This window comes from Bradyrhizobium sp. NDS-1, from assembly GCF_032918005.1.
Lineage (GTDB): Bacteria > Pseudomonadota > Alphaproteobacteria > Rhizobiales > Xanthobacteraceae > Bradyrhizobium > Bradyrhizobium tunisiense.
In genome coordinates this window covers 4290744-4314930 of sequence record NZ_CP136628.1, presented here as the reverse complement: position 1 = coordinate 4314930, position 24187 = coordinate 4290744, and the positions used below count along the sequence as shown (strand labels likewise).

Here is a 24187-nt window from a genome sequence, read left to right as displayed (position 1 = left end):
TCAGCCCCGAACCAGTTCTTGAAGACGCTGCGTCAGGTTGCGCGAAACGCGCAGCGCAGACGCCACACGCTCCTTGCCGTCGGCGCGATGGTTGGCGTTGCCGTAGAAGTTTTTCGGCGAGGCCTTCGCCTCCGCCTCCAGAGCCGCGACGTATTCGCTGGCCGCGTCAAATGCTGTGCTCAAGTGGGTTCTCCTGTATCGCCAGAAGCCGCTGGCGCGGGTTGAGAGGTGGGTTGCTGAGCCGACCGGCTCGCAAGGTCAGCTTCGATCAGACCAAGCTGCTCGGCTTGGAGCGCCTTGTCAGCGTTGTATCGATCCGGTTCGTCTCGCATGATCTGCCGAATCTCCATCATGCGCTGAGCGCCAGGCGTGGTCGGAAGTTGTCCCGATACCTTCGGCGGCTTCTCACCGAGATCGGCAGCGATCAGCGCGAGCTCGGCTTCCTGCATCGCCTTGTCCTGCCCGTATTCGTCAGGCCACTGCTGGCGATACGCGCGGATGTCCGCGAGCAGACTTGCGTTGTCGGATGGCGGCGCCGGCTCAGGCTGCCACTTGCCGGAGTTGATCTCCTCGCGAGCTTCAAGACCCCAATCGGCCGCCAGGGATGTCACGTGGCTTTCCAGGCCCAGGCGCGAGGCTTGCGCACGAAAGGAAGAAAGCAACGCCTCCTCATCGCCTGGGCCCTGGTACGCCACACCCCACTGCACGAGCGAATCGAGCTTGTCCGCTGGCACGCCGGCACGCTGAAGCCCCTTGACGTAGTGCGTGGCCACGGAGTGCCATTCCTTCGGAACGGTCTTGAGGATCTGATGCAGGTTCATTGCTTCGTCGGCTCCTGCTTGGGTTTGTGCAGCGGGCCGCCGGGCTGCTGCTTTGCGGCTTCGTGGCCGACGTTCGCTTGGCTAGGCTGCGAAAGCATGTAGGCGAGGCTGTAGGTTGCCTCATCAATGGCGCTGGGGTTTTCCATGGCGCCGGCCAGGATCATGTCCGTGCGAGCCTTGAGGGGGAGACTGATCGCATATCGAATGCCGAGCGCGTCTTCAGCCTTCGCAAGCGTGAAGGCGATCCTGCGAGCGGCCATGGCTTCCTCAGAGAGCGGACCGGCCTCACGTTGCATTTGCCGGCTCCTCAGTCGCGTGCTGCCTTAGCAGCCGATAGGCCTCCGGCGTCGCCACAGGACGCTCTGCGAGCGCCCCGACGATCTGGGCAGGCGTTGCGGCCCTCGGCAGGCCAACGCTCTCCGCTGCCTCTCCCAGGAGCCTTGCTGCCGTCTTAAGCTCGGTCTTCTGTGCCTCCGCTGCCAGCTTGTCGCGGGCGGCCAGGTCCTCGTGCTTCTCGACCCAAAGGCCAGCGAGCTTGGCGATGGCGGTCACGGCAGCAACCATGCCCGTAGCGCTCTCTTTGCGCCGTGCGATCTGGCACGCCTCGTTGAGCAGCGTGTACAGCCGGCTAAGGCTCACGTCCTGGGCCTGTGCCGCGTCCTTCTGGAGTAGGGCTATCTCAGCCTGCACGCTGGGTAGGTCGAGCAGCTGGGAAGCCTGAGAGGTGGCCGACCGTTCGCTGTAGCCCGCACGGATGGCAGCCTGCGTGCCGTTGCTGTCGATGATGTATTCGCGGGCGAAGGCCCGACGCTTGGGGGTTAGCTCGTCGCTCACTGAGTGGCCGCCTCCGCCTGCACAGCGCGCCACACAGCGCGCCGGCAGAACGAGGCGGTGCTCAGCAGCTCTTTGCCGGCAGCGCGCTCAATGGCCTCCGCAAGGGCAGGGGCCGCACGGAAGCTGATCGGCTTGCCCGCCTGCTCCTCGCGTTCGTTCTCTTCAATGCTCATCTCGTTCCCTTCGCTGCACGTTGCAACGGTTGACATCAATGTAATCTGCTTCGCCGAGATCGCCAACTTACTTTGTACGTAGGATTGTACGTTACGAGACGAAGAGAGACTAACAGTCTGTTTTTATCGCGAAATCGTGATGGCAGGGCGGATACTATTTCCGCCTCAGACTTCATCGACGCTCGACCCAGGCACGGCTCACTGAGTCAACTTGACGCAGGGATCGTTTCAACCTGAAACGAGATTCGCCGTCTCCGTTTTTGCCCGATTTCGCAGCCGGCGGCTTTGTGGCCCTCTCTTGGCAATCTTTCACGCCTCAAGCTCACCGACGTTTAGCTTTGTGCACGGACACCGCCGCACTGCTTGGCATCGATTGGCAGCACCCGACTTCCAGCCCCGGGGCCGACCTCAAGGGAGGCCGCCCTAGGGGCGACCAGCCTAGGGGGTATGGGGGAGAGAGGAGCACCCCCGCTCGAACGTAGGTCGGACGGAGGTTGACCGATGGTCGGACGGGAGGTCGGCCCCCTCGGCTTTACGCACGCACAAGCACCAGAGTAGCCTTCGACGGCTTCTTAGAGGGGTCGAGCACGAGCTTGATCCTGTCCGCAGCCAGCAGCCTTTCCATCGCTTGCCCGAGCATCCTTGCGTTGTGCCCCTTCGCTTGAGGCAGCCCCGCCAGTTGCTTGGGCGCATAGTTGGTGCCCGGCTTAGAGCCAAAGTACCGCTGTTGCTTGGCGGTGATGTCCAGCAGCTCAAGAAAGGAATCGTCTGCGATCCTGTGTATCAAGGTGAGCTCAACATCAGTCTTGCCGCCATCCGGCACAAACACGCCATCCTCGTATCGCACCACGACCTTCTCACCGAGCGGGCCATACTGGTTCTTCTTGAACTCGATGGTGCGCATGTCGCCGTCTGAAGTCAGGTAGATGCGCGAGCGCACCGAGTTGTGCCAGGCGGTCGACCCTGAGAGCCCGGTGCCGGAAGTGATGCCGGTCAGGCTGGGATGGCTCAGCAGCACCACCGAGCCGTTTGCCGCGATAGCGAGCTTGCGGAGAAGGCTGACGAACTGCCGAACCTGACTGCGGTCGATCTCGTTGCCGCCGAACACGTCGGCCGAGGTATCGATGCCAATGTGCTTCGGCTTGATGTCGTTCGCGGCCTCCAGCAGGCGCTTGTACATGCGCGTAGGTTCGATCTGCCCACCCCGGTCAGGGACGCCAAGCAGGCCGTCGCCCTCGACACAGGAGAACATGTTTAGGCCGCCGCTGATCAAGTCGGAGAACTTCACGTCATAGTGCTCGCAGATGCTAGCCACGCGCCGATGCAACTCGTCTCGCGTGTCCTCGCAGCCTTGGTAGATGACCGGACCGGGCTCGGGTAGGGAGCCGAACCAGTCCCGCCCCAGGACGTGAGCACAGGCAAGCTGGAGCTCGACGATAGACTTACCGCTACCGCCTTCACCGCTGAAGAGCGTGACTTGATGCGCCGGCACACGGTCGCGCACAGCCCATTGCCGGGGCGGGACAGGCTTAACGTCCCAGAAGCTCATATTGATGAAGTCGAGCGGCTCCAGCGGCTCCTCCGCCGCGGGCTCGAACTTGTCCCATCTTATGGTCATGCTCGAGCCCTCGCACTCTGGAGCGTCCTGATAATTTCGTTCTCCGGTAGGCCAGCGTGCCGCCCCGCGTCGCAGAGCGCGGCAAAGGCCCGATCTCCTTCGGAGGGCGGCACTTCCTTCTCCACGACCATCTCGACGACGCGCATAGCGCCCCAGAAGAGAACCTTGTTGCGGTCTCCCTCAGTAGTCGAGGCAACCCGGTTTAGGATGCCCTGGATGCGCCCAATGGGATGCGCAGACGACCGCGACGACGGCCGATAGTCCGTCCGCGCCTGCTCGCGTGCCTTGGGCCGAAGCATCGCGTACAGCCAGTCCGGGGCCTCTGCGAAGCTGAAGAAGTCGAGCGGCTCCGCAATCTCGTAAGCCTTGCCGTCGTGTCGCTTGGACGGCGGTGCGATGACATAGCCGCCATCACCTCGCACGTTGATCCCGGTGCCGGTAATGGTGCCTTCGCTGTTGGTGATGGGCCTGTCAGGCCTCCACCTGAACAGAAGGTGCTTGCCGCCGCCAGGCGTGAGATGGGTATGAGTAGCGGCACAGCCGTGCTTGAGGCACAGCGCAGCCCAATTTGCTCTGCCGTCGGGCTCGCCCGGCTTTTTCGGAGCGTCGGGATCAATCGCCCAGACGCCGGAGGCGGGACCGCAGGCAACGCCAATCATGGCAGTGGGCCACCGTTGCCACCACTCCCGAATTTGATCAACATCGGCAGTGGCCTTCTTCACGCCGCCAGTACCGGGGGTCTCCTTGCCTTCAGCATCAAGGTCGCGACGGACAAGGGGCCTCTTGTTGAGAACGTTGCAAGGAAAGACATGCCAGCCGCGGGCGGCGTAGCTGAGTGCAAATTCGCCCATCATGTGCGCGCCTCCACGACCAGCACGTTGCCGCCAACGCTTTCTGCGACGTTTTGAACGAAGGAATCTCGGCCGGCGCGATATTCGCGGATTTCTTGCTTGCCGAGAGCCGTCGGGACTTCCGGCGACCACTCGCATTTGATGTAGCCGAATTGAGACCAGCTCATCTCGCAGACGTATCGGCCCACACTGAATTTGCTGCTCAGCATCATCGCATCGCCTCCATGAATACGAGAGGCGCGATCGTCTCAGCCATCGCGGCGTTGACAGCGTAGCGACGCGCGAGACGAGATGCTTGAAGTCTTCGAAGCGGCGATGTAGATTCCGAATTGATCGAAGCGCCAGCCAGATCAGAATTCGGAGCCCCGCACGCCGCCAGCGTTGCGGGGCTTTGCTTTTGGAACTGCATCAGGCGGCAACCCCGGCAACGGCCACAGCCGCCTTCTGGAAGGCCTCGACCTCGTCCTCGAACCAGACGACGGCGCGCGCATCCGGGTCCAGTTTCGTGCCCTTGGGGAATTTACCCTTGGCAATCTTGTCGTACAGCGTCGGCTTCGCCCAACCCGTAGCGTCGAGAACCGCCGGCAACCGCATAACCTTCCTAACCATCATTCACTCCATAGAACCTTGATTGGTCCTGTAGAGGCCGGTGTAGGGCGGGAGCTATCTGACGGTCATAGGAGTAGTTCGGGGCGAATTATTACTACGGCCTCGCCGACCATATCTGGTTCACTCGATCCTCGGTCATGCTGACTCCGAGTATGCCCAGTGCCATGGCCACTATCGAGCACGCAGAGTGGGGGGCGCCTGTCACATCACGAGCAGAATAGTTTCTGGTTTCTTCGAGATTGGATTCCCGCGCTATCCAGGCCACTGTTCTGACAATCGCCCGATCGCGGGCGGCGCGATCCACCGGCTTAGGGCCAGGCCGTCCGGACGATTTGGGAGGTTGCTGGTGACGTATCCTGTTCCAGTAGTCCAAGAGTGGCTTTGGAGGATCTTCGTCTTGGGCGAACATCTCTTCGGTGAGGGCCTTCATAGTGGAGGCTTCAATCTCGCCCCTTTCAGCAGCGGCGACTAGATTTGCCATCCACGCTGTGACCTGTTCCGCGCCATCTTCACGAGACAGCATTTCATCGAAGATGCGCAACACCCCCTCGTTGCCTCGTCTGTTGAGGGAAACGGCTTCAGCCCTGTTTGCCTCGGGGGTGAGCGGCTGGCGCGCTAGGTAGCCTACCGCCGTGAGAAGGGCTTGGTCTTCATTCGGCTTCATGCCCGTGCCCCCGCAATGCTCACAACGTTATCCCCACCCACAGCCTTGCCTGCACAGAACGCAGCCCAGTCGGCCATGAGCCGGCGGCGCTTCTCTCGCATGTCGCCGCGGCGATAGGCGGCCTCGACCTTGTCGCTGACCGTATGCGCCAGCGCCATTTCAGACATTTCGTTCGGGTAGGAGGTCTGTTCGCTGCACCAGTCCTTGAAGCTGGAGCGGAAGCCGTGAACGGTGGCCTCATCGCCGGTATAGCCCATCTCTTTGAGCAGTTCGGCCATAGCCATGTTGGACAGGCCCTTGCCCGGCTTGTCGCCCGGGAAGAGGTATTCGCCATCCCGCGGCAGATCCTTGAGGATGGCCAGCGCGGGCTTCGTGAGCGGCACAACGTGGTCCCGCTTGCGCGCACCCTTCTTGCCCTTCACGCGATCCTTGGGGACAATCCAGAGCTTATCGGCGTCGTCGATCTCGGACCACTTGCCGCCGATGGTGTCCCCAGTCCGGGCCAGGGTTAGGATCGTGAACTCCAGCGCCTTGGCGCTCACGCCGTCCCGCTGCCGAAGCTTCGCCATAAAGGCCGGGAGCTGGCTATAGGGCAGGGCGGCGTGGTGCTCGACCGGGGAAACCTGAGACTTCGCCGGCAGCAATTGATCCAGATGGCCTCGCCATTGCGCGGGATTCTCACCTTGCCGGTAGCCGCGGGCCTTCGCCCACGAGAGGATGGTCTCGATCCTGCCACGCACGCGGGAGGCGGTTTCGGTCTTGCTGTTCCAGAACCGCTCGCCGTCGATCTTCTGCTCGAGCACCTCCAACACCAGGGCAGTATCGATCGCAGCGACCGGGAGGCGGCCGATCTTGGGATAGGCGTACGTCTCGAGCGTCGCAGCCCACTGGCTGCCGTGCTTCGCGCTCTTCCAGCCCGACTGATGAGCCTCGATGTATCGTTCGGCACATTCCTTAAAGCTCAGCGCCTTGGCCTCCTCAACGGCAAGAGCGGCCTTTCTGGCGCTCCGTTCCTCGATCGGGTCAACACCATCTACCACCAGGAGGCGGGCAGCGCTGGCCTTCTTACGCGCATCACCGAGCTTGATCTGATCGGCGTCGCCCAGGCCCATCTTGCGAGCTCGGCCGGCCATCATGAAACGAAATACCCATGACTTCGTGGGCCGCTTGTCGTCGGTTGTTGACGGGCTGACTTGGAGATAAAGGCCGTTGCCATCGCCGTAGAGACCGGGTGTAAGGTCGTTCTTTTCGACGAACTTGACGGACAGCTTGTTGGTCCCGCGCGCCATGTCAGCTCCTTTTGTACAAACCTACGTACAAATCAGAGCCGGACCGTACTGGACTTAAGGAGACCTGTCTAGAGGCATAACTTGCAAAAAACCCTACAAAAAAGCATGATTTCTGGACCGCAGAAGACCATGCAGGACCAGTCAAATGATCCCACCCCTTCCGCCAAAAATCCCTCCGAGATCACCCGATAAAACCCGGAAATACCCTTTCAAAATAGGTGTTTCCTGCGGTCAATCAATCCTTGCCAATTCGGAATAGTCCGATATGCCGGGAGAGCGGCGGCTATACAAGACCCGAAAGGGGAAGGCCGTCGCGCATGGTCTCTGGCCATGTTCTCAGACTCCCGGCGCCAGTGCTGTCCACTGGCAACCGGCCCTGAGAAGCCGTCAATCCAGAGAACCACCATGACCATCGTCATACGACACCCAAACGCCATAGCCGAGCTTTGGCCGTCCACCGGAGAGCTTTGCAAGCGCCTGGCTGCACAAGAGCGGGCGAGAGAAAAGGCCCTCAGGCGGCTTGCCAGACTCAGGAGGAGGGCGGCCGCGGAGATCGATCGGCTGATAGCCTTCCTCGACGCATCAGATCCCTTCGTCATGAACGAGCTCGAGGAGGAGTGCGATGACGAAGGCGCCCAATGCGAGGGCGGGGGCGGCGAGGAGGGCTGCGAGGACGAGGGGGCGGATCGAAGCGACTACGAGCCCTCCCTCGGCAGCCTGGAGCGGCATCCCAGCCTCTACGGGCCTGATGGACGCAACTGGACCGGCGATCAGACCGCGTGGGACGCCAGCGGGACGAAGGATCTGGAGGACGAGCACGACGGCGCCGAACCGGACGAGAGCGGCATAGGCGACATGGAAGGCCTGCTTGAGCAGGTGGGCTCGCAAAGCTGGCAACTGGATGGGTATGTCTGATGCGAGTACTGACAGCGTTCGGAAGCGAACAGAACGGCGCTTCAAGCTGTGAGTAAGCTCGTAGTCGCTTGAACTTCCCCAGGTCCAAGCATCCCAACGGCCCCGGCCGCCCACCCCTAGAAGCCCATGGCCGGGGCCGTCCATTATCTACACTGCGCTGCTCAAGAATTCGCCTTGCAACTGAGCCCGTGTACTGTCGTAATGCTGAGATTGTAGAGATTTTTTTCAGTCCTATTGTATTGAGGTCGTGATGAGTATTTACGATCGAACCTTGGAAATCGCTGTTGCTCTGCACCAACGTACAGTATTTCTCGAATCTCAAATTGCTGAATTGAGCGTCTTGCGAAGCCGATTAGCGCAAGCTCAGTTGCGCCGCTCGCGGCCAAGGTCGCGGCGTTCAGCCTCCAACAAACTAGGTCGGCGCCGTAGGTAGTAACTTTCCGCGCAACCAATCCCGATGTTGCCATCTGCCCCTCGTGACCTCAAGCTATGGGCAATTCGTGAGTCGGGGGGATCCATGGTATGGAAGCCGTTTGAGAGCATGTCTCTCGAAGAGCTTTGGCAGCTCCACGCCGTCGTCAATGACATTCTCACCGAGAGGCTCCTGGCAAAGAAAGAAGAGCTAGAAAGGCGACTGGAGCTGCTCAACCGAGAAGACAAGGCTCGCCATTAAGCCGCATCAATGGTCCGCCGGTTCGCGCTGGCGGGCCTTTTGTCGGGCAAGAGGAAGCCCGTAGTTCTCCGACCCAGAACAGATTTTGAAATAGCGCACCCGCTTTGTTCTTTCTGTGTGTATTTATACGGGGAACACATGAGCTAAGGCCGCCTCGTGGCGACAGGAACGACTCTCCAGCCGAGAGAATTGAGATTTCGGTCTGTGGCGCGACACTCCAGGTGTTGCGACATCCACCCGGGACGGCCCATCGTCCGAACGCGCGTTTGGCGGTGGGTCGGTTCTCGTGTCCGTTAGTTTCTCCGAGACGTGGTCTGTATTGATCAGGACGTTACGGTAGGGCGTGGAACACTGTTCCCCCATCAACAGGGGAAAGTCTCATGACCAACCTGCAAGAGCAAATTGAGCTGCTGGAACAGCAAGGCAATGACGCAGAACTGCTGCTCGCGTCAGATCCAGACACGCGAGCGCGCAACCGACTAGTTGCTGACAAGTTTCGCTCGCTTGCAGTCAAGCTGCGGCGCAAGGTGATAGCCGTCGCGGACTTGAGACAGGTTCAGTTGCCGTCCTCTTTCACACCTATGATCGCAAGTCGCGGATTGCCGCGCTCGAAATCGGGTCGCACGTCTGCGCCGCGGCTACTGCATCCCTGACAGACAAACTTTGGCTCGACATCTGATAGCCGCACCTCATCTGGCCAGCGATCGGCATCTAGAGCGATGTGGTGACCACAATGGCAATAAACCAGCACACCGCGCACGCCCATCCCGCGCATCGTGCCGAAGGTGATCTTGAGCGGACGGCCATCAGGGTGCGTAGGCGTGTGGCGTTTTCGGCGAGGCATAGCGCCATCGAAACGCGCCGCTCGCGAGAGTCAAATTATCGATTCCTAGCGGTCCGGGACGAGTGCGAGCTACTGCGGGTCGTGGATGTGGAAGACTCAGCTTCGCGAGCTCTGCCCGTAGTTCTCCGCCAGCTCGAGCAGCGCGGCGCGCTCGACGGGATCGGTTGTCGCAGCAGCCAAATCCCGGCAAATTTTCTCCATCTGCTCTTCCTGAAAGATTCCGCGCGTCCAGGGCTCTTGAGGGCCGGGGCGATCTGCGCGACAAAGCGCACAAGCTTTTTCACTCATGGTCTCGCTCCGGATTCATGTTGTGGTCAGGATTGTAGGTAGGAAAGACCTCAGATCTAAAAACTTAGATAATTCAAGTAATTAGATTTGATGCGCGAGGACACCCCTTCCGCCAGCACTATAGCCGCCTCCACTCTGTGAGCCTTAGAGGAAGAACCTGACCGTCCATGGCTCCAGTCGACCTTCAAGGACTGGCGCATCGAGCAGATCAGTTACCCGAACGAGATGTCGGAGATGGCGCCGGCGCATACCGGGTCCGACAAGGTCGAGGCGGCCCACTACCGGCGCGCCGGTGGGGCAGGGCGGCAACGTGGTGCCGATAAGAGCCTAGTTTGTCAGTGGTGTTCCAAGGTTTGAATGTAAAGTGCGCTGGGCATGACAACATTCGCAACGTCGGAGACGCGAAGCATCCAAAAACTATTGTGGCTCGGCTGGCTTATCGCGCTCATGGCTTTCGGCTTCCGCGGCTGCGCACGCGTCCATGCCATGGCACCTGCTTAGATAGTACCGAGCGCCCGCCACGATCGCGCAAACGGCCAGCACGGTAACCAGCACGATGATCATCCACCGCCTATTCGACATTCCATGACCTTCTGTGATGACAGCCTTCTGCCAACCGCTGTCCGATATCCCGATCGTGAAGGCAAGGAGAAGATGTGGTGCCCTTCGGCCACTCAATCCAACCGCGATCCGTTGGTCAGGCTTTCCCAGACAGGTGACCAGTGAATCAGACGTCCACTCCGGCCGCGCTCGACAAGCTCAAGCTCCGCATCCAGGCGTTGCGCGCCAAGACGATTGCCAATGGCTGCACCGAGGACGAGGCGCTGTCGGCCGCCGCCAAGGTCGCCGAGCTGCTGGATCGGCACGATCTGTCACTCTCCGACGTCGAGCTGCGCGCCTCGCCGTGCGAACGGAGGGTCTTCGAGACCCGTCGCAAGAAGCGAATTCCCCTGGACGACTGCATCGGCGCGATCGCTCATTTCTGCGATTGCCGGGTCTGGCGCGAGAAGAACGCCGCCGGTGAGAACATCTACGTATTCTTCGGTCTCGGCGCGGATGTCGAGGTCGCGCATTATCTGGCCGAATTGATCGACGGCGCCGTGCGCGCCGAACTCGGACGCTTCAAGACCTCGGTCGATTACAGCAGGTTTCGGCACCAGGAGCGGCATCTGGCCAATGCCTCCTTCACGCTCGGGATGGTGGCGTCCATCGCGGACAGGCTAGTGGCGATCAAGGCCGGTCGCGATCAGGTCAACGAAAGCACTGGCCGCGGGCTGGTCGTCCTCAAGACCTCGGTGGTCGACACAGAATTCGACAAGCTCGACCTCAAGCTCCGGAGCCAGCGCAGCACGGGCCGGATGGTGTCGATGACGGCCTATGAAGCCGGCGGCGCTGCTGGAGCGTCGCTGGCCATCAATCCCGGAGTTGGCGGGACGGGGTCAGGTTGGCGTCAGCCCTGATCGTGCCGCCGCCCGCGTGTGGCGGCAGGAAAGGGCGTATGAGCCACAGCCGCGCCAAGCGCACTCCTGCATCATCCGGGCAGGTTCACCACACAACCTCAACTCTTCACATTGCCGCCCTTCAGCGCCTCCCACGCCGCCTTGTTCGCCTCATCGAACGCCTTGCGGGATTCGGCGAGCGCGGCGCTCAGGACCGACCAGGATTCGCTGCCGGCCTGCTTCAGCTTCTGTAGACGCGCTTCTGCTTCGGACGCATCGGATTTCATCTGCTTGAGCGCCGCGTCGACATCGACGGTGCGGGCTGCGGCGACTTTGCCTGCGGCCTCGCGGAATTTGTCCGCGGCTTCGCGCCAGGCCTTGGCTTGTGCGGCGGCAACGTCCTTGAACGTGGCCTGCTGCTGCTCGAGCTGCTTGCCTGCGCCTTCGAAGTAGGTCTTCACCTGGGCTTCAAATCCAGCCCATTGCTTTTCTAGGTCGGCCTTGGCGTCCGTCCAGGCGGCTTCGCCTGCTGCCGCCTGGGTCTTGAGCGCCGCCTGAAACTCGTCGCGGCGCTTCGTCAGATCGGACAGGAGCTGATCGGTCTTGACCTTGGATTCGGCTTTGGCCTGACCGGCCTTGACCTCGAACGAAGCCAAGGCTGCATCCATTTCGTCGATCCGCTCCTTGGCCCAATTGAGGTAGAAATGCATGCTGCTCTGCTGTGACATGGCCGTCTCCATCTGCTGCCGGCGCAAGGTTCCCAGAGCTTCGGCTGGCTCGTATTGACCTGTCTCAATGATGTTGGTGGTCTCACGAAATTGCGATTGCCGTGCCGCACGGCGCGTTCGAAACTGATCGCGGGCCAAGCTTCCGTTCTGACTTCCAGCGCCGAGGGCGAGCCTATGCACTGCGGGCTGGAGGTCCCAGGCCTACAGGAACCTGGCCCTTGGCTCGCCCGTTGTTCGCAATCTCGTCCACCCACGGAGCGCGCCCTTGGAAAGCACGATCATCGGAGAATTCGACACGCGCCGCGGCGCCGAGCTTGCGGTTGAGCATGTTGTGCAGGAATGCGGCGTGCCGCGGAGCGATGTCTTCGTTCAGCCCGCCGGCGGCGCCAACACCGTGGGGACGCGTCCGGCAGGTAGCGACGCCAAATCCGCGCCGGCGCCGGAGGGCCGGCAGAAGCTGGAGGGTCTGATCGAGGTCTCCGTGGACTTTCACGGCGAGGCCCCTGAGAAGATCGCAGACGTCCTGAGGGACGCCGGTGCACAGAATATCCGAACAAAATAGCGGCACTCGGCGACTGCGCCGAGCGAGCGCCATGCGTCCGCCGAACAGCCGCCTCCGTTCCTGAAGCCGTGGAACCCCTTGAGCATCCACCGCGTTTAGACGTGAATGCAAATTGCGAGGTCCATCTGCTTCAGAGTTCATCGACCCTGATCCCCGGCGACACCGTCTGGCGGCGGTGCAAGGCGCGGCGTGTCGCGGTTCTGAACGATGCCGCCGCTTATTTCTCGGCCCTGCGGGAGGCGCTGCTACACGCGCAGGATCTCGTCTACATCATCGGATGGGATATCCATAGCGAGACCAGGCTGGTCGGAGCTGCCGGACATGCGGACGACGGCTTGCCGGAACAGCTTGGCCCGTTCCTGCGCGCGCTGGTTCAAAGGCATCCCGCCTTGCAGATCAACATCCTCGCCTGGGACTTCGTCTCGTTTTATGCCTCCGAAAGGGAATGGAATTCCGCGGCAAAATTCACGGCCGACACGGATGGCCGCGTCCGTTTTCATCTGGATTCCACACTTCCGTTTGGCTCCGCCCAACACCAGAAAATCGTCTGTGTCGACGGTTCACTGGCGTTCGTCGGCGGGCTTGATCTGACCATCAGGCGCTGGGACACGAGTGACCATCGCGCAGATCACGCATTGCGCTGCGACCCACAGGGCAAGCCGTACCCGCCGTTTCATGATGTTCAATGCATGGTTGACGGGGACGCCGCAGAGCAGCTGTTCGAGCTCGCGGAGCAACGCTGGCGTGCGGCCGGCCAACAGGTCGATGATCGGCGCGCGCTGAAGAGCAATCGCTGGCCGGCGAATGTGCCGGTCGAGGCCGAGCACATGCCGGTGGGGATCGCCAGAACCGAGGTGGTCTGTCCCGCCGGCTCGACCATCAGGGAGGTCGAACGCTCGTTCATCGCGGCGATCCGGTCGGCGACGAGCTTCGTCTACGTCGAAAATCAGTTCACCAGCGCCACCACGATGGCGCGCGTATTGGCGGAGCAGATGCGTCGCGTGCCCTCGCTTCGGGTCCTGATCGTCGCGCCGAAACTGCATTCCTCGTGGCTGGAATCCCAAGCCATGCAAAACGGCCGGGGCGCCTTCATCGACTGCTTCAGCGAGGTTGGCGTGGCCGATCGCATCCGCTTTGTCTACCCGGTCTCGCGCAGCGGCAACAAGGAAGCCGCCGTGATGGTGCACAGCAAGCTTCTGGTCGTCGACGACCGGATATTGAGGATCGGTTCGGCCAATCTGAACAATCGGTCGATGGGAGCCGACAGCGAATGCGACCTCATCTTTGAAGCCGCCACCGATGAGCACCGGGATTTCATCATTTCGGTGCGCCGTCGCCTGATCGCCCACTTCTGCGGTCTCGACGAGGAGACTATCGCGCATAACGAGCCGCGGCTGTTCGCTCTGCTCGACGACGTTTCCAAGGCCGATGGGGCAAAGACGTTGCGGAAAGTAGAGTCGTCCGTGCTAACCAGCACACTGGCCAACATGGTTCAGCCGGTGGCGGACCCCGAACTGCCGCTTCATCTGGAGCGCGCTGCGTCGCGCATGTGGACTACGAAGACGATCATCGGGATCGTCGCGATCGCCGTGGGTCTTTTGGGATTGGGGATGGCCTGGTCCTACACGTCCTTGAGCGACTACGCCGACACGGGCCATATTTCGGCGTTCCTGTCTGCCTACGCGCAGTCGGTCTGGGGGCCACTCTTTGCCATCGCGGCGTTTGTCGTCGGCGGGCTGGTCGTGTTTCCGGTCCTCGTGCTCATTGCCGCAACGGCTGCCGCACTCGGGCCGTGGCTGGGCTTCGTCAGCGCCATGGTGGGCGTATTCCTCAGCGCTCTCGTCCTTTTTGCGATCGGACGGGTGCTCGGCCGAGAGCGCCTTCAGCGCTTGCTGGGGCGACGTGCCGCGCGCATCCAGGAACGTGTGGTCGGCAAGGGCATTCTGGCCGTCGTCGTCATCCGGATGATTCCGATAGCACCGTTCTCGGTGGTGAACGTCGTGGCCGGCGCGAGCACGTTGCCCCTGCGTGACTTCATGGTTGGCACGTTGCTGGGCATGACGCCAGGGATTCTCGCCATGGCCGTTCTAGGCGCCCAGATCGCGGATCTCGCCAGGAATGCGTCCTGGACCAACATGGTGCTGCTCGTCCTGGCGTTCCTGGGCTGGCTCGGGATCTGCGCGGGCGCACAGTTCGTGGCGACCTGGCTTGCCGGGAGACGCTGATGGCGTCGGTGCGCTTCATGACGTGGAACGTGCATGGCACGTTCAATCTCAATCCGAAGTTCGATCTGGAAGGTGTCTGCTCCATCCTGCGCAAATGGACCCCCGATGTCGTCGCGCTCCAGGAGGTGGATTCGCGATCGCGGACAGACGATCCGTTTGCGAAGCTGGCGAGCGTCGTCGGCGATCACCGGGTGCACGCCAAGTCGATCGTCACCGAGGACGGCGATTACGGTCAGATGCTGCTGAGCCGCTTTCCATTCTCCGGCGTGCCCGAGATCGTCGACGTGTCGTATCGCGAGCGGGAGCCGCGCAGAGCGATTGCCACGGATTTGCTGACGCCTGCCGGCGACGTGCGCGTGGTGGCCACGCATCTCGGCCTGAGCATCCACGAACGCTATGCGCAAGCCGGGGCTCTGGTGAGCCTAGTGAGGCCGGCAAGGACCGTCGTCCTCGGCGACTTCAACGACTGGTTCTGGGTCAGATCGGTGCGGCGGGTGCTGGCGCAGGTCTGTCCAAACCGTACGCGGCTTCGAACTTTCCCGTCGCGCTTGCCGCTGATGCGGCTCGACCGCATCTACGCAACGTCCGACAGCCGGATCGGGAAAGTCTGGACCGACGCAGAGGCGAGGGCCTATTCAGACCATCTGCCTGTCATTGCAGACATCGAGATCTAGGTTGCGTACATCATCCATGTCGACCGCCGAGAGTAAGCGCAGCTCTGCGGCCCTTTTGAACTATCACCGGGTCGTCATCCGTGGGGTCTACTTGGACGCCGATGGAGGGCAGAGTTCGGCTCTTGTTTACAGGCCACTCGGGTGCATCTCGCGCCGGCGCCTTCAAGACATTGGAATAGAGTTCGTCCCGATCGTCTCTCTCGGAGAGATCACGATGGGAGAATGCGACATGAATTAACCAGGCAGCGATCTGCGCAGCGTAATTTCGCTGGCTCAAAGCTACGCGCGCGGCAGCTGAACAGTGAAGGTTGTGCCCTTCTTCTCATCCGAGGTGACAGAGATCTTGCCACCATGAGCTTCGATAATCAGCCTCGCGATATAAAGGCCCAGCCCGAGATGGGTATGCCCGCCGGGGTCATTGACCTGCCCACGTACCCCCGACTCGAAAATAGCCCTCTGGTTTTCAACAGGAATGGTCGGGCCAAAATTGTGAACATTCAAGGTGACCGCGTCGGGATCGTTGCCCGCGATCGCCACTGTGACAGGACTGCATGAATCGCTGTACTGGATCGCGTTGCCCATCAGGTTGGATAGCACCTGTCCCATCCGAGCCGCGTCCCAAAAACCAACTGGATCGCCTTCGAGTTCGACCTTTACGACCTGGGCTTCATTGATGCTCCGCAGCTCATCTGCAATCGTCTGGCAGAGCTTCGCGATATCGCTCTTTGCTTTCGTAATCGGGATATCAGTTCCGAAAGACGATCGGGTGAGATCAAGCAGATCATTCAGAATGCGCGTCGCACGCTCGGTGGTCCGGACCAGCTCAGACACCACTTTCGCCTGCTTGGGATCGCTCGTTCCCCATCGTTCCATCCGTTGAGCGGCCATGGAAGCAGCCCCTATCGGATTGCGCAAATCGTGACCTAAGATGCCTAGGAACAGGTTTCGCGAATTATCGATCGTTTTCGTATAGTGAGCGACCGATTCCGTTACCGCCTGATCTATAGACTCGTTGAAGCGGGTGAGATCATCGATATCGGTGGTGGCAAGAGTTTTGTGGCCAGCCACCCATTGCTTGACGACACTTGCTCGTAATGCTCGGTATTCCGAAACCATTTGATCGATGTCAAAGCCGTCCGCGAGACGCAGAGCGGCGTGCACCTCCGCTGCGGTATGACGAAAAGGCCCGGCACCGTCGCTCAGGCCGTGAGATTTATCGACCTGTTCGTGTGGCGTTTGCGCGGACGCCAAGTCCGCAGCGACGAAGTTGAGAATATCAACAATGTGGTCTTTCAAAGCGAGCTTCGACATGCCGTCGCTGGCAGGCGAGCGCGTACCCGCAAACTGGATCCACTCGTCGATGATCGCGGCCTGGTTCTGCCGAATGAAATCTGCCAGACGGGCGTGATCGCGCTCTTTGGCGATGTCGTTGGGTTTACTCAAGCCGGCCCTCTGACTTCATTGCGCTCTTCTGTGCTACGCCAACGTTCGGAGCATCCTTTATCGCGCTAAGCCTTTGCCAGCTTAGTGAGCGCATGAAGCCGTGTACAGCTGAAGCTTCAGTTTCTGCTTAAGCAACGGCAGAGCGCCTGCGATGACTTTGTTGCTATGCTGACCGTTGGCTGGAACTCCGAGTTTGGTCTTGGAGATCCGACGACCGTCAGGTCGTCTCAGGGCGGGAAGGAAGGCGCCGATGCGAACTCGGGTATTCACTTGCTGGCTCTGGTTCACCGCAGACGAGCTCGAGCGCCGGTCCGCGGGATCAACGGCTCCTCGATGAAGACCTTTCCTGCTGTTCGCTTCTGCGACTGACCAGCAACGTCGCGCGCTGACGACGCCGACCGAATGTCCGAATTGAGTGGAACGCCGCCGCTTTGCCCTGACGGGCCAGCGAGCGCGGAGGCGATGGAAAAACCCTTGTTGCAGAAGGGCTTGGCTACTGTGCATGGGGTTGTTTTGGCAAAATTTGAGGGCGGGGCGCCATGCCGCTTAGCGGGCACGCGGAACTTTTTCCTCGCCACCGCGTTCTCCTGGCATGACTGAAGACCTTTCCTTCCGACGCAAACCCTTGACCCCCGAGCAGCGCCAGGCGCGCGATGTCGCACGCCGGATCGAGGCCGAAAAGGCCATGCGCGACCATGAAGTTGCGCAGAAGGCGTTTTACGACAACAAAGAGCGGCTGCGAGCCGAGCGCCTCGCACGCGAAGCCGCGGCGGCAAAAGGGTGACTTCCCAGGCCTTGCGCCAGCCAGTCTCCTGAGGCGATCTGACCGGCTAGTGCCGGTTCGACATCCGCGTTGCGCTCAGGGCCAGGACGAGCGCCTGGACCGCCCCCACGAAGGGTCCGCGGGGCGATCGCGCCTCGATCGCTTCGGCTGCGATGCGGCAGTCCTCGGCGACCTTGAGCAGCCCGCTTCGGGTCAGGTCCATGGTGGAGAGGGCGGCCTGCTCTAGGCAGACCCGTTCAAGCCGTCGAAACTCCCGCAGCTCTTTGTTCATGCGTCAGCTCTCGGTGTGTCCGCAGTCATGCGGCGCTGAGTCTGCTTAACGAGTGGTTAACGGTCTCCACCTAGCCGGCTTGGCTGGCGCCGAGCTTGTGCGGCTGCACGCGCGCGGGCCTTCGGCAGCTCGCGGCCTTTCGTGCTAGCGTGCTTCGCGGCCATCATGCGACGGCCGGGAACGGGAGGCGGGGAGTGAGCAGGGGCGGCTTCGGTCGATGGGCCAGAGGGATCGCGCTCGGCGGCGCCATCATGGTTGGCTCCGGCACCGTGGAGGCTTCGGCGACACCGCTGACGCCGTTCCGTTACGAGGAGCAGGCGCAGCGTCATTGTCCGCACGACAAGGTGGTCTGGCTCGATTTCAGGAAAGCGCTTTACTACCGCAAGGGTCAGAAGCGGTACGGCCGGGGGTTCGACGGCAGCTTCGTCTGCCAGAACGAGGCCCGCGAAAACTTCTATCGCCGCTCCCTGCTGGGCGTGCGCTGAACGGCACGTGCGCCCGGCGGTGCGGCTATTTCTGACCGGCCAGCTTCACCGGTATGTGCGGCGAAGTGCTGATGACCCGGGGACTTCCGTCGAGGGTAGGTGCGGTCGCCGCGGATCAGGGATTCCAGAACCAGGAAAAATTTCTCAGCAAGCATTTGCGTCACCTTGGGTGGTGATGGCCTTTTGAAATGAGTCGAGGCGTCGAAAGCGGAAATTCAATCAACTGAACGGGAGCAGGGCAATCCCGAGGTGATCGCGATGCTGCATCGCGGTGTAGTTGCCGTTGAAAAACGGGAAAGCGTGGCTGTGTTCAGGCGAAAGCCAGTGCCACGAGGCTCGAGCAGAGCAGGACCAGGCCGCTGGCGGTCAATGCCAGGAAGCCGTCGGATACCAGGTCATGGTTGCGCATGGGACACCTGTCGCTCTTGTCTTCGATGCTCGACCGGATCGATCAAAAAATTCGCCGAACGCGCCGTCTTGAAAGAGGTGATGCTTGCCGTTCGCGTGAGTGCCTCAGGCCCTCGTGCGATAGCCTTCAAACGCATGGGCCAGGAAGATCCCCGCGCTTACCAGACCCATCAGTGCCGAAACCGTCTCGATCATCGTTAAATTCCAAATCCCGCCCTTGCATGCGAGAAAACGCGTGCGGCCTTGCACAGTCAAAAGAATTTCGGAGAGCGGCGCGACAATGGGGATGGAGTGAGGATTTGGCGCAACAGAATGTCCAGCCGTGGCACAGCGCAGGCGCCGTTGCCCCGTAGAACAACGGAAAAATGCGAACGTCCCGTTTACCATGCCGGCGGGATCGCTGCGGGCTCCCCATTTCCGCCGTGTTCGGGTTGCGTTATCGTTACTGCTTCCGATGCGGTGGTGGGCCGCTTCGGATTGAAGGACCGGACTGCACTCCCCGTAGCCATCACGGGTTGGGTAGACCTCCGGCAAAGTGGTATTTGGGGCGCATGGGGATCCGACGGTCAGATTCGGTTTTGCGGGCGGCGCGCGGCGTTGCGGCGGCCGCGACCTGCCTTGCGCTTGCCAATTGCGCTTCCTCGAACAAATTCGCCAGCCGCGTCGATCCGAAATACGGCGTGTCCTCGAGCCCCCGGGTTGTGGCTTTCGGGGACCCGGTCCCGAAGGGCGGCGGCGCCTACCGCGTCGGCAAGCCCTATGTCGTGGCGGGCAAGACCTATGTGCCGGAGGAGGACGTCAACTATCGCGCCGAGGGCATGGCCTCCTGGTATGGCGACGACTTCCACGGCCGCCTGACCGCAAATGGCGAAGTGTTCGACATGACGTCGCTGACGGCGGCGCATCCGACCCTGCCGATGCCGTCCTATGCGCGGGTGACCAATGTCTCGAACGGCAAGTCGCTGATCGTCCGCGTCAATGACCGCGGGCCCTATCACGGCAACCGCCTCATCGACGTCTCGAACAAGGCCGCCGAACTGCTTGAATTCAAAGGCCATGGCGTCGCCAAGGTCCGCGTCGAATATGTCGGCCGGGCACCGCTTGAAGGCTCCGACGACCGCCAGCTTCTGGCAACCCTGCGTACCGGCGTTCCGGCGCCATCGCCCTCGATGGTCCGCGTTGCCTCGGCAAAGCCCTTCGTGCCGGAATTGCCGGGATCGAGCCGTGGTGCCATTCGCGGCGACGTGCCGATGCCGGAGGGGCGGCCCTATAATCTCGGCAACACCTCCGCCGATATGGCTTCGCTCAACGCCACCTCGGAAATGTCCGCCTCGAGCCGCGGCCGCGGCCGGGCGGTCCAGAACACCCGTGCGGTGTCCTACGACGGGGAGGGGCGCTACGCCGCCGAGAACGTGTCCTCATCAGCCGACGGCGCCGCCGAGGCCCGCAACATCCTGAGCGGCCGCGGCCTCTATTAGGCCGCGCTCTCCCTCAAGAACCTCACCAGCGCCGCGTTCACTTCGTCGGGCCGTTCCTGCTGCACCCAATGGCCGGCGCCCTCGATGATCAGCTTTTGCTTCAGATTGGGCAGCACGCGCTCGAGCTCATTGACGCGCTTGGCGCCGATCAGGCCGGTGATGACGGCGTCCTTCGAGCCAGCGATGAACAGTGACGGCTGTCGGATCTGCGCATCCTGCCAGGGCGCCGTCAGCTCCCAATTGCGGTCGATGTTGCGGTACCAGTTCAGCCCGCCGCGAAAGCCGGATTTGCGGAAGCTCTCGGTGAAGTAGGCGAGGTCGGCCTCGCTGAGCCAGCCGGGCAGCGGCTCCTCGGCGGTGGCATGGCTGAGAAAGCCCTTGCCCTCCTGCACGAACATGGCGGCGGAGGGGTCGGCCAGACCCCGGCCGCCGAGCACGATGCGCATGGTGCGGGCGACGTCGCGTTCCAGCTCGGCCTCGGCGACGCCGGGCGTCTGGAAGTACTGCCAGTAGAAATTGGTCACGCCGCCCTGGCGCAACAAATCGAGCGGCTTGCCGCGGCCGCGGAACGGCGGCGGCACGCTCAGGCCGGCGACCGCCGTGAAGATGTCGGGCCGGAACAACGCCGCGTGCCAGGCGACCGGTGCGCCCCAATCGTGGCCGACCACCATCGCCTTGGTCTCGCCGAGTGCCTGAACGAGGCCGACGACATCGCCGACCGTGTCGAAGATCGAATAGGCGGCAACGTCAGGCGGCGCGGCGCTTTGGCCAAAGCCGCGCATGTCGGGGGCGACGACGTGAAAGCCTGCTTCCACCAGCGCAGGGATCTGGTGCCGCCAGGAGTAAGACAGCTCAGGCCATCCATGGCACAGTACCACCAGCTGACCCTGGCCGGCCTCGCGGACAAAGAGATCGATGCCGTTGGTCTTGATCACGCGGGTGGAAGACATCGCTTTTCCGCCTTGTTTCAGGGGTTTGGTCGAGAAACATGAGGCGCCACGATAGGGGCGCGGCGAGAATCGTGCAATCTCGCGGCAAGCGTCCAACCTCGTGTTGTTCGCACCGGTTCCAACTGTTAGAACGCCGCTCTCAGGGCTTGGCCATGGCATTACGTCCCTCTTCGCTTCGTCGCACCCGCTTCACCGCTGGAGCGCTGGTGCGCGGGCTGATCGCGACGGTCCTGGCTGTGGGCATAAGCTGGGGTGGGGCGGTTCTGGCCGCCAATCAGAGCGTCCAGGGCGCCAAGAAGACGGACGATGCCGGATTCGACGGCGATGCTCCGACCGCCATCCTGATCGAAGCCTCCAGCGGCAGCGTGCTGTTCGAGAAGAACGCCGACGAGCTGCGCGCGCCCTCCAGCATGATGAAGCTGATGACCGCGGAGGTGGTCTTCAATGCCATCAAGAAGGGCGACATCAAGCTGACCGACGAGTACCGGATCAGCGAGAACGCCTGGCGCCGGGGCGGCGCGCCCTCGGGCGGCTCGACCATGTTCGCTGCGATCAACAGCAAGGTCTCGGTCGACGATCTGCTGCGCGGGGCGATCATCCAGAGCGGCAACGACGCCTGCATCGCGCTTGCGGAGGCCATGGCTGGTAACGAGAAGATCTTCGCGGCGGATTTCATGACCAAGCGCGCCCGCGAGCTCGGCATGACGCGGTCGACCTTCGGCAATGCCAGCGGGTTGCCAGACCCCGCCAACAAGATGACGGTGCGCGAACTCGGCATCCTGGCCCGGCATATCATTCTCGACTTCCCGGAATTCTACAAACTGTTCGGCGAGAAGGAGTTCACCTGGAACAAGATCCGCCAGCCCAACCGCAACCCGCTGCTCAATTCGATGGAGGGCGCCGACGGCCTCAAGACCGGCTACACCAAGGAAGGCGGCTACGGCATGGTCGGCTCAGCGGTGCAGAACGGCACGCGACTGATCGTCGTCGTCAACGGGCTCGACGATCCCGATGATCGTGCCACCGAAGCCAAGAAGATGCTGGAATGGGGTTTTCGCAATTTCGAGACCCGTACGCTGATCGCGGCCGAGCAGACCGTCGGCTACGCCAAGGTGTTCGGCGGCGAGAGCCGCTCGGTCAAGCTCGTCGCCAAGACTCCGGTGAAGGTGATGGTGCACAAGAACGGCAACGACAAGCTGATTGCGCGCATCGTCTATAGCGGCCCGGTGCGGGCGCCGGTCGAGGCGGGCCAGCGGGTCGGTGTGGTCAGGGTCTGGCGCAGTGGCAACATCGCGGTGGAGACGCCGGTCTATGCCGCCGAAGCGATCGGGACCGGCTCGACCGTGCGGCGCGCGATCGACGGCGCCAGCGAGCTCGTGATCGGCATGTTCCGCGCAGGCGCCGAGAAGCTCTGATCATGAGTGAGAGCGCGGCACAGCGGCCGTCCGGACGCGGACGCTTCATCACCTTTGAAGGCGGCGAGGGCACCGGCAAGTCGACCCAGATCAAGAGGCTCGCCGACCGCCTCAAGGCGGCGAAGTTGCGCATCCGGGTCACGCGCGAGCCGGGCGGCTCGCCGGGCGCCGAGATCATGCGTCATCTGGTGCTGTCCGGCATGGGCAAGCTGCTCGGGCCCGAAGCCGAAACGCTGTTGTTTGCCGCGGCACGTGATGACCATGTCCGCACCGTGATCCTGCCTGCGCTCAACCAGGGCACCTGGGTGCTGTGCGACCGCTTCGCCGATTCCACGCGGGCCTATCAGGGCAGCCTCGGCCGTGTGCCCGCCGGCCTCATCAACGCGATGCAGCGGGTCACCATCGGCGACCTCAAGCCGGATCTCACCATCATCCTCGACCTTCCGGTCGAGATCGGTCTCCAGCGCGCCGCCACGCGCCGCGGCAGCGGCACGGCCGACCGGTTCGAGAGCGAGCAGCTCAGTTTTCATCAGGGCCTGCGCGAGGCCTATCGCAGAATCGCCGCGGACGAGCCCGCGCGCTGCGTGCTGATCGACGCCAATTCAGACCCGGATACTGTTGCGGCCCGAGTCTGGACGGCGCTGCGCGATCGTCTGCTGCCCACACCGGCCTCGGTGGTTTCCGCATGAGCCCGCGTCAGACCGAGCGGGAAAGCACCATTCCGCATCCGCGCGAGACCAGCCGTCTGTTCGGACATCGCGAGGCCGAGACGGCGCTGCTGACGGCCTATCGCAGCGGGCGGATTCCGCATGCCTGGTTGATTGGCGGTCCGCAAGGCATCGGCAAGGCAACCCTGGCTTATCGCATGGCGCGCTTCGTGCTCGCCCATGCCCAGCCGCTGCTAGCGTCCGTGCAGCGCGCCGAGAGCCTTGCAATCGGTCCCGATGACGCCGTCGCGCGGCAGGTGGCGGCCGGCTCGCATGGCGGGCTGCTGACGCTGGAGCGTACCGCCAACGACCGCGGCGTGATGCGCACCGTGATCACCGTCGACGAGACGCGTGAGACCATCGGCTTCTTCGGCTCGACGGCCGCCGCCGAAGGCTGGCGTGTCTGCATCGTCGACACCGTCGACGAACTCAATCCGAACGCGGCCAACGCGCTTCTGAAGATTCTCGAGGAACCGCCGCAGCGGTCGCTGTTCCTTCTGGTGAGCCACGCGCCGGCGCGCGTGCTGGCCACGATCCAGTCGCGCTGCCGCAAGCTTCGCCTGCGCCCGCTTGCCACGGATGATGTGATCGCGGCCGCAGCTTCGGCGGCCGAGCTCGATCCGAACGATCCTGCGCTGCGCGAGGCGGCGGAGGCCTCCGAGGGCAGCGTTGCACGGGCCCTGACGTTGCTGGGCGGCGACGCGCTGAAGCTTCAGCAGCGCACGGCCGCGCTGCTCGCGCGCCTGCCTCAGGTCGATCCGCGCGAATTGCACACGCTCGGCGATTCGCTTGGCACCAGCGACCGCGTCGCGCTCGCCGCCTTCATCGACGGCATCGATCGCTGGATCGCGGAACGCCTGCATGCGGACGAGGCCAATGCCAACCAGAATCTGCCGCGCCTTGCGCGCCTAGCCGAGGTATGGGAAAAGATCGTCCGCGCCGCGCGTGACACCGAAACCTACAATCTGGAGCGAAAGCCCTTGGTTTTCTCGGTGTTCGGCTGGCTTGCGGATGCAACGCGCTAGAGCATGATCCGGGC

The 24187-nt window shown here is 62.4% G+C and carries 28 protein-coding genes; 12 read left to right on the top strand and 16 right to left on the bottom strand.

Annotation, left to right across the window (positions count from 1 at the left end):
• From RX330_RS20365 to RX330_RS20315, 11 genes are all read right to left on the bottom strand, one after another.
• Complete coding sequence (locus tag RX330_RS20365) at positions 1-183, bottom strand: hypothetical protein (protein WP_317239577.1); 183 nt, start codon at positions 181-183, stop codon at positions 1-3.
• Positions 180-821, bottom strand: a complete 642-nt coding sequence (locus RX330_RS20360; RefSeq protein ID WP_317239576.1) for a hypothetical protein — start codon at positions 819-821, stop codon at positions 180-182. The genes RX330_RS20365 and RX330_RS20360 overlap by 4 nt, the downstream gene beginning before the upstream one ends.
• The gene (locus tag RX330_RS20355; protein ID WP_317239575.1) at positions 818-1117 is read right to left on the bottom strand and encodes a hypothetical protein; all 300 of its coding nucleotides are present in this window, start codon (positions 1115-1117) and stop codon (positions 818-820) included. The genes RX330_RS20360 and RX330_RS20355 overlap by 4 nt, the downstream gene beginning before the upstream one ends.
• Entirely contained in the window at positions 1107-1655 is a 549-nt protein-coding gene (locus RX330_RS20350; RefSeq protein ID WP_317239574.1) for a terminase small subunit, read from the bottom strand. Before RX330_RS20350 ends, RX330_RS20355 begins: the two co-directional genes overlap by 11 nt.
• Positions 1652-1828: a hypothetical protein gene (locus RX330_RS20345; protein ID WP_317239573.1), complete on the bottom strand. Its 177-nt coding sequence runs from the start codon at positions 1826-1828 to the stop codon at positions 1652-1654. Before RX330_RS20345 ends, RX330_RS20350 begins: the two co-directional genes overlap by 4 nt.
• A 532-nt stretch (positions 1829-2360) precedes the next feature.
• A complete protein-coding gene (locus tag RX330_RS20340; protein ID WP_317239572.1) occupies positions 2361-3446 on the bottom strand; it encodes an AAA family ATPase in 1086 nt (361 codons plus the stop codon).
• Entirely contained in the window at positions 3443-4300 is an 858-nt protein-coding gene (locus tag RX330_RS20335; RefSeq protein WP_317239571.1) for a bifunctional DNA primase/polymerase, read from the bottom strand. The genes RX330_RS20340 and RX330_RS20335 overlap by 4 nt, the downstream gene beginning before the upstream one ends.
• Positions 4297-4509, bottom strand: coding sequence for a hypothetical protein (locus RX330_RS20330; RefSeq protein ID WP_317239570.1), 213 nt, complete (start codon positions 4507-4509; stop codon positions 4297-4299). The genes RX330_RS20335 and RX330_RS20330 overlap by 4 nt, the downstream gene beginning before the upstream one ends.
• 196 nt (positions 4510-4705) lie before the next feature.
• Positions 4706-4906, bottom strand: coding sequence for a helix-turn-helix transcriptional regulator (locus RX330_RS20325; RefSeq protein WP_317239569.1), 201 nt, complete (start codon positions 4904-4906; stop codon positions 4706-4708).
• Positions 4907-5000: 94 nt separating this feature from the next.
• The gene (locus RX330_RS20320) at positions 5001-5570 is read right to left on the bottom strand and encodes a hypothetical protein (protein WP_317239568.1); all 570 of its coding nucleotides are present in this window, start codon (positions 5568-5570) and stop codon (positions 5001-5003) included.
• Positions 5567-6859 (bottom strand): tyrosine-type recombinase/integrase, encoded by a 1293-nt coding sequence (locus tag RX330_RS20315; protein ID WP_317239567.1) that lies wholly within the window; start codon positions 6857-6859, stop codon positions 5567-5569. Before RX330_RS20315 ends, RX330_RS20320 begins: the two co-directional genes overlap by 4 nt.
• A gap of 405 nt (positions 6860-7264) precedes the next feature.
• Between RX330_RS20315 and RX330_RS20310 the strand changes: the two genes are divergently transcribed.
• Together RX330_RS20310 and RX330_RS20305 are read left to right on the top strand one after the other, a co-directional pair.
• A complete protein-coding gene (locus RX330_RS20310) occupies positions 7265-7774 on the top strand; it encodes a hypothetical protein (protein WP_317239566.1) in 510 nt (169 codons plus the stop codon).
• A 1053-nt stretch (positions 7775-8827) separates the two neighbouring features.
• A complete protein-coding gene (locus RX330_RS20305; protein WP_317239565.1) occupies positions 8828-9100 on the top strand; it encodes a hypothetical protein in 273 nt (90 codons plus the stop codon).
• 287 nt (positions 9101-9387) lie between these two features.
• On the opposite strand, the gene RX330_RS20300 is transcribed toward RX330_RS20305, so the two are convergent.
• Positions 9388-9579 carry a hypothetical protein gene (locus tag RX330_RS20300; protein ID WP_317239564.1) on the bottom strand — a complete coding sequence of 64 codons (192 nt, stop codon included), beginning with the start codon at positions 9577-9579 and terminating at the stop codon, positions 9388-9390.
• 722 nt (positions 9580-10301) lie between these two features.
• On the opposite strand from RX330_RS20300, the gene RX330_RS20295 reads away from it, so the two are divergent.
• Positions 10302-11039, top strand: a complete 738-nt coding sequence (locus RX330_RS20295; protein WP_317239563.1) for a DUF2786 domain-containing protein — start codon at positions 10302-10304, stop codon at positions 11037-11039.
• Between the two features lie 98 nt (positions 11040-11137).
• Here the strand turns inward: RX330_RS20295 and RX330_RS20290 are convergent, their stop codons facing one another.
• Positions 11138-11746 (bottom strand): hypothetical protein, encoded by a 609-nt coding sequence (locus RX330_RS20290; protein ID WP_317239562.1) that lies wholly within the window; start codon positions 11744-11746, stop codon positions 11138-11140.
• 265 nt (positions 11747-12011) lie between these two features.
• Here RX330_RS20290 and RX330_RS20285 point away from each other — a divergent pair, with 265 nt between their 5' ends.
• The 3 genes from RX330_RS20285 to RX330_RS20275 all read left to right on the top strand — a co-directional run bounded on the left by RX330_RS20285 (position 12012) and on the right by RX330_RS20275 (position 15207).
• Positions 12012-12308 carry a hypothetical protein gene (locus tag RX330_RS20285; RefSeq protein WP_317239561.1) on the top strand — a complete coding sequence of 99 codons (297 nt, stop codon included), beginning with the start codon at positions 12012-12014 and terminating at the stop codon, positions 12306-12308.
• A 68-nt stretch (positions 12309-12376) separates the two neighbouring features.
• Complete coding sequence (locus RX330_RS20280; RefSeq protein WP_317239560.1) at positions 12377-14533, top strand: VTT domain-containing protein; 2157 nt, start codon at positions 12377-12379, stop codon at positions 14531-14533.
• Complete coding sequence (locus tag RX330_RS20275; RefSeq protein WP_212085405.1) at positions 14533-15207, top strand: endonuclease/exonuclease/phosphatase family protein; 675 nt, start codon at positions 14533-14535, stop codon at positions 15205-15207. The genes RX330_RS20280 and RX330_RS20275 overlap by 1 nt, the downstream gene beginning before the upstream one ends.
• A 279-nt stretch (positions 15208-15486) precedes the next feature.
• On the opposite strand, the gene RX330_RS20270 is transcribed toward RX330_RS20275, so the two are convergent.
• Positions 15487-16650: a sensor histidine kinase gene (locus RX330_RS20270; protein ID WP_317239559.1), complete on the bottom strand. Its 1164-nt coding sequence runs from the start codon at positions 16648-16650 to the stop codon at positions 15487-15489.
• Positions 16651-17242: 592 nt separating this feature from the next.
• On the opposite strand from RX330_RS20270, the gene RX330_RS20265 reads away from it, so the two are divergent.
• The gene (locus RX330_RS20265) at positions 17243-17434 is read left to right on the top strand and encodes a hypothetical protein (RefSeq protein ID WP_317239558.1); all 192 of its coding nucleotides are present in this window, start codon (positions 17243-17245) and stop codon (positions 17432-17434) included.
• Between the two features lie 46 nt (positions 17435-17480).
• Here RX330_RS20265 and RX330_RS20260 read toward each other — a convergent pair whose 3' ends face one another.
• Entirely contained in the window at positions 17481-17705 is a 225-nt protein-coding gene (locus RX330_RS20260) for a hypothetical protein (RefSeq protein ID WP_212085393.1), read from the bottom strand.
• A gap of 194 nt (positions 17706-17899) precedes the next feature.
• Between RX330_RS20260 and RX330_RS20255 the strand changes: the two genes are divergently transcribed.
• Complete coding sequence (locus tag RX330_RS20255) at positions 17900-18190, top strand: hypothetical protein (protein WP_317239557.1); 291 nt, start codon at positions 17900-17902, stop codon at positions 18188-18190.
• Positions 18191-19149: 959 nt separating this feature from the next.
• The gene (locus RX330_RS20250) at positions 19150-20076 is read left to right on the top strand and encodes a septal ring lytic transglycosylase RlpA family protein (protein WP_317239556.1); all 927 of its coding nucleotides are present in this window, start codon (positions 19150-19152) and stop codon (positions 20074-20076) included.
• Here the strand turns inward: RX330_RS20250 and RX330_RS20245 are convergent.
• Positions 20073-21026: an alpha/beta fold hydrolase gene (locus RX330_RS20245; RefSeq protein WP_317239555.1), complete on the bottom strand. Its 954-nt coding sequence runs from the start codon at positions 21024-21026 to the stop codon at positions 20073-20075. The genes RX330_RS20250 and RX330_RS20245 overlap by 4 nt on opposite strands.
• A 152-nt stretch (positions 21027-21178) precedes the next feature.
• Here RX330_RS20245 and RX330_RS20240 point away from each other — a divergent pair, with 152 nt between their 5' ends.
• From RX330_RS20240 to RX330_RS20230, 3 genes are read left to right on the top strand one after another with little or no spacing between them, the layout of a single operon-like run.
• Positions 21179-22441 carry a D-alanyl-D-alanine carboxypeptidase family protein gene (locus RX330_RS20240; RefSeq protein WP_317239554.1) on the top strand — a complete coding sequence of 421 codons (1263 nt, stop codon included), beginning with the start codon at positions 21179-21181 and terminating at the stop codon, positions 22439-22441.
• A 2-nt stretch (positions 22442-22443) separates the two neighbouring features.
• The gene (tmk, locus tag RX330_RS20235) at positions 22444-23130 is read left to right on the top strand and encodes a dTMP kinase (protein WP_317239553.1); all 687 of its coding nucleotides are present in this window, start codon (positions 22444-22446) and stop codon (positions 23128-23130) included.
• Complete coding sequence (locus tag RX330_RS20230) at positions 23127-24173, top strand: DNA polymerase III subunit delta' (protein ID WP_317239552.1); 1047 nt, start codon at positions 23127-23129, stop codon at positions 24171-24173. The genes tmk and RX330_RS20230 overlap by 4 nt, the downstream gene beginning before the upstream one ends.
• Positions 24174-24187 lie beyond the last annotated feature (14 nt).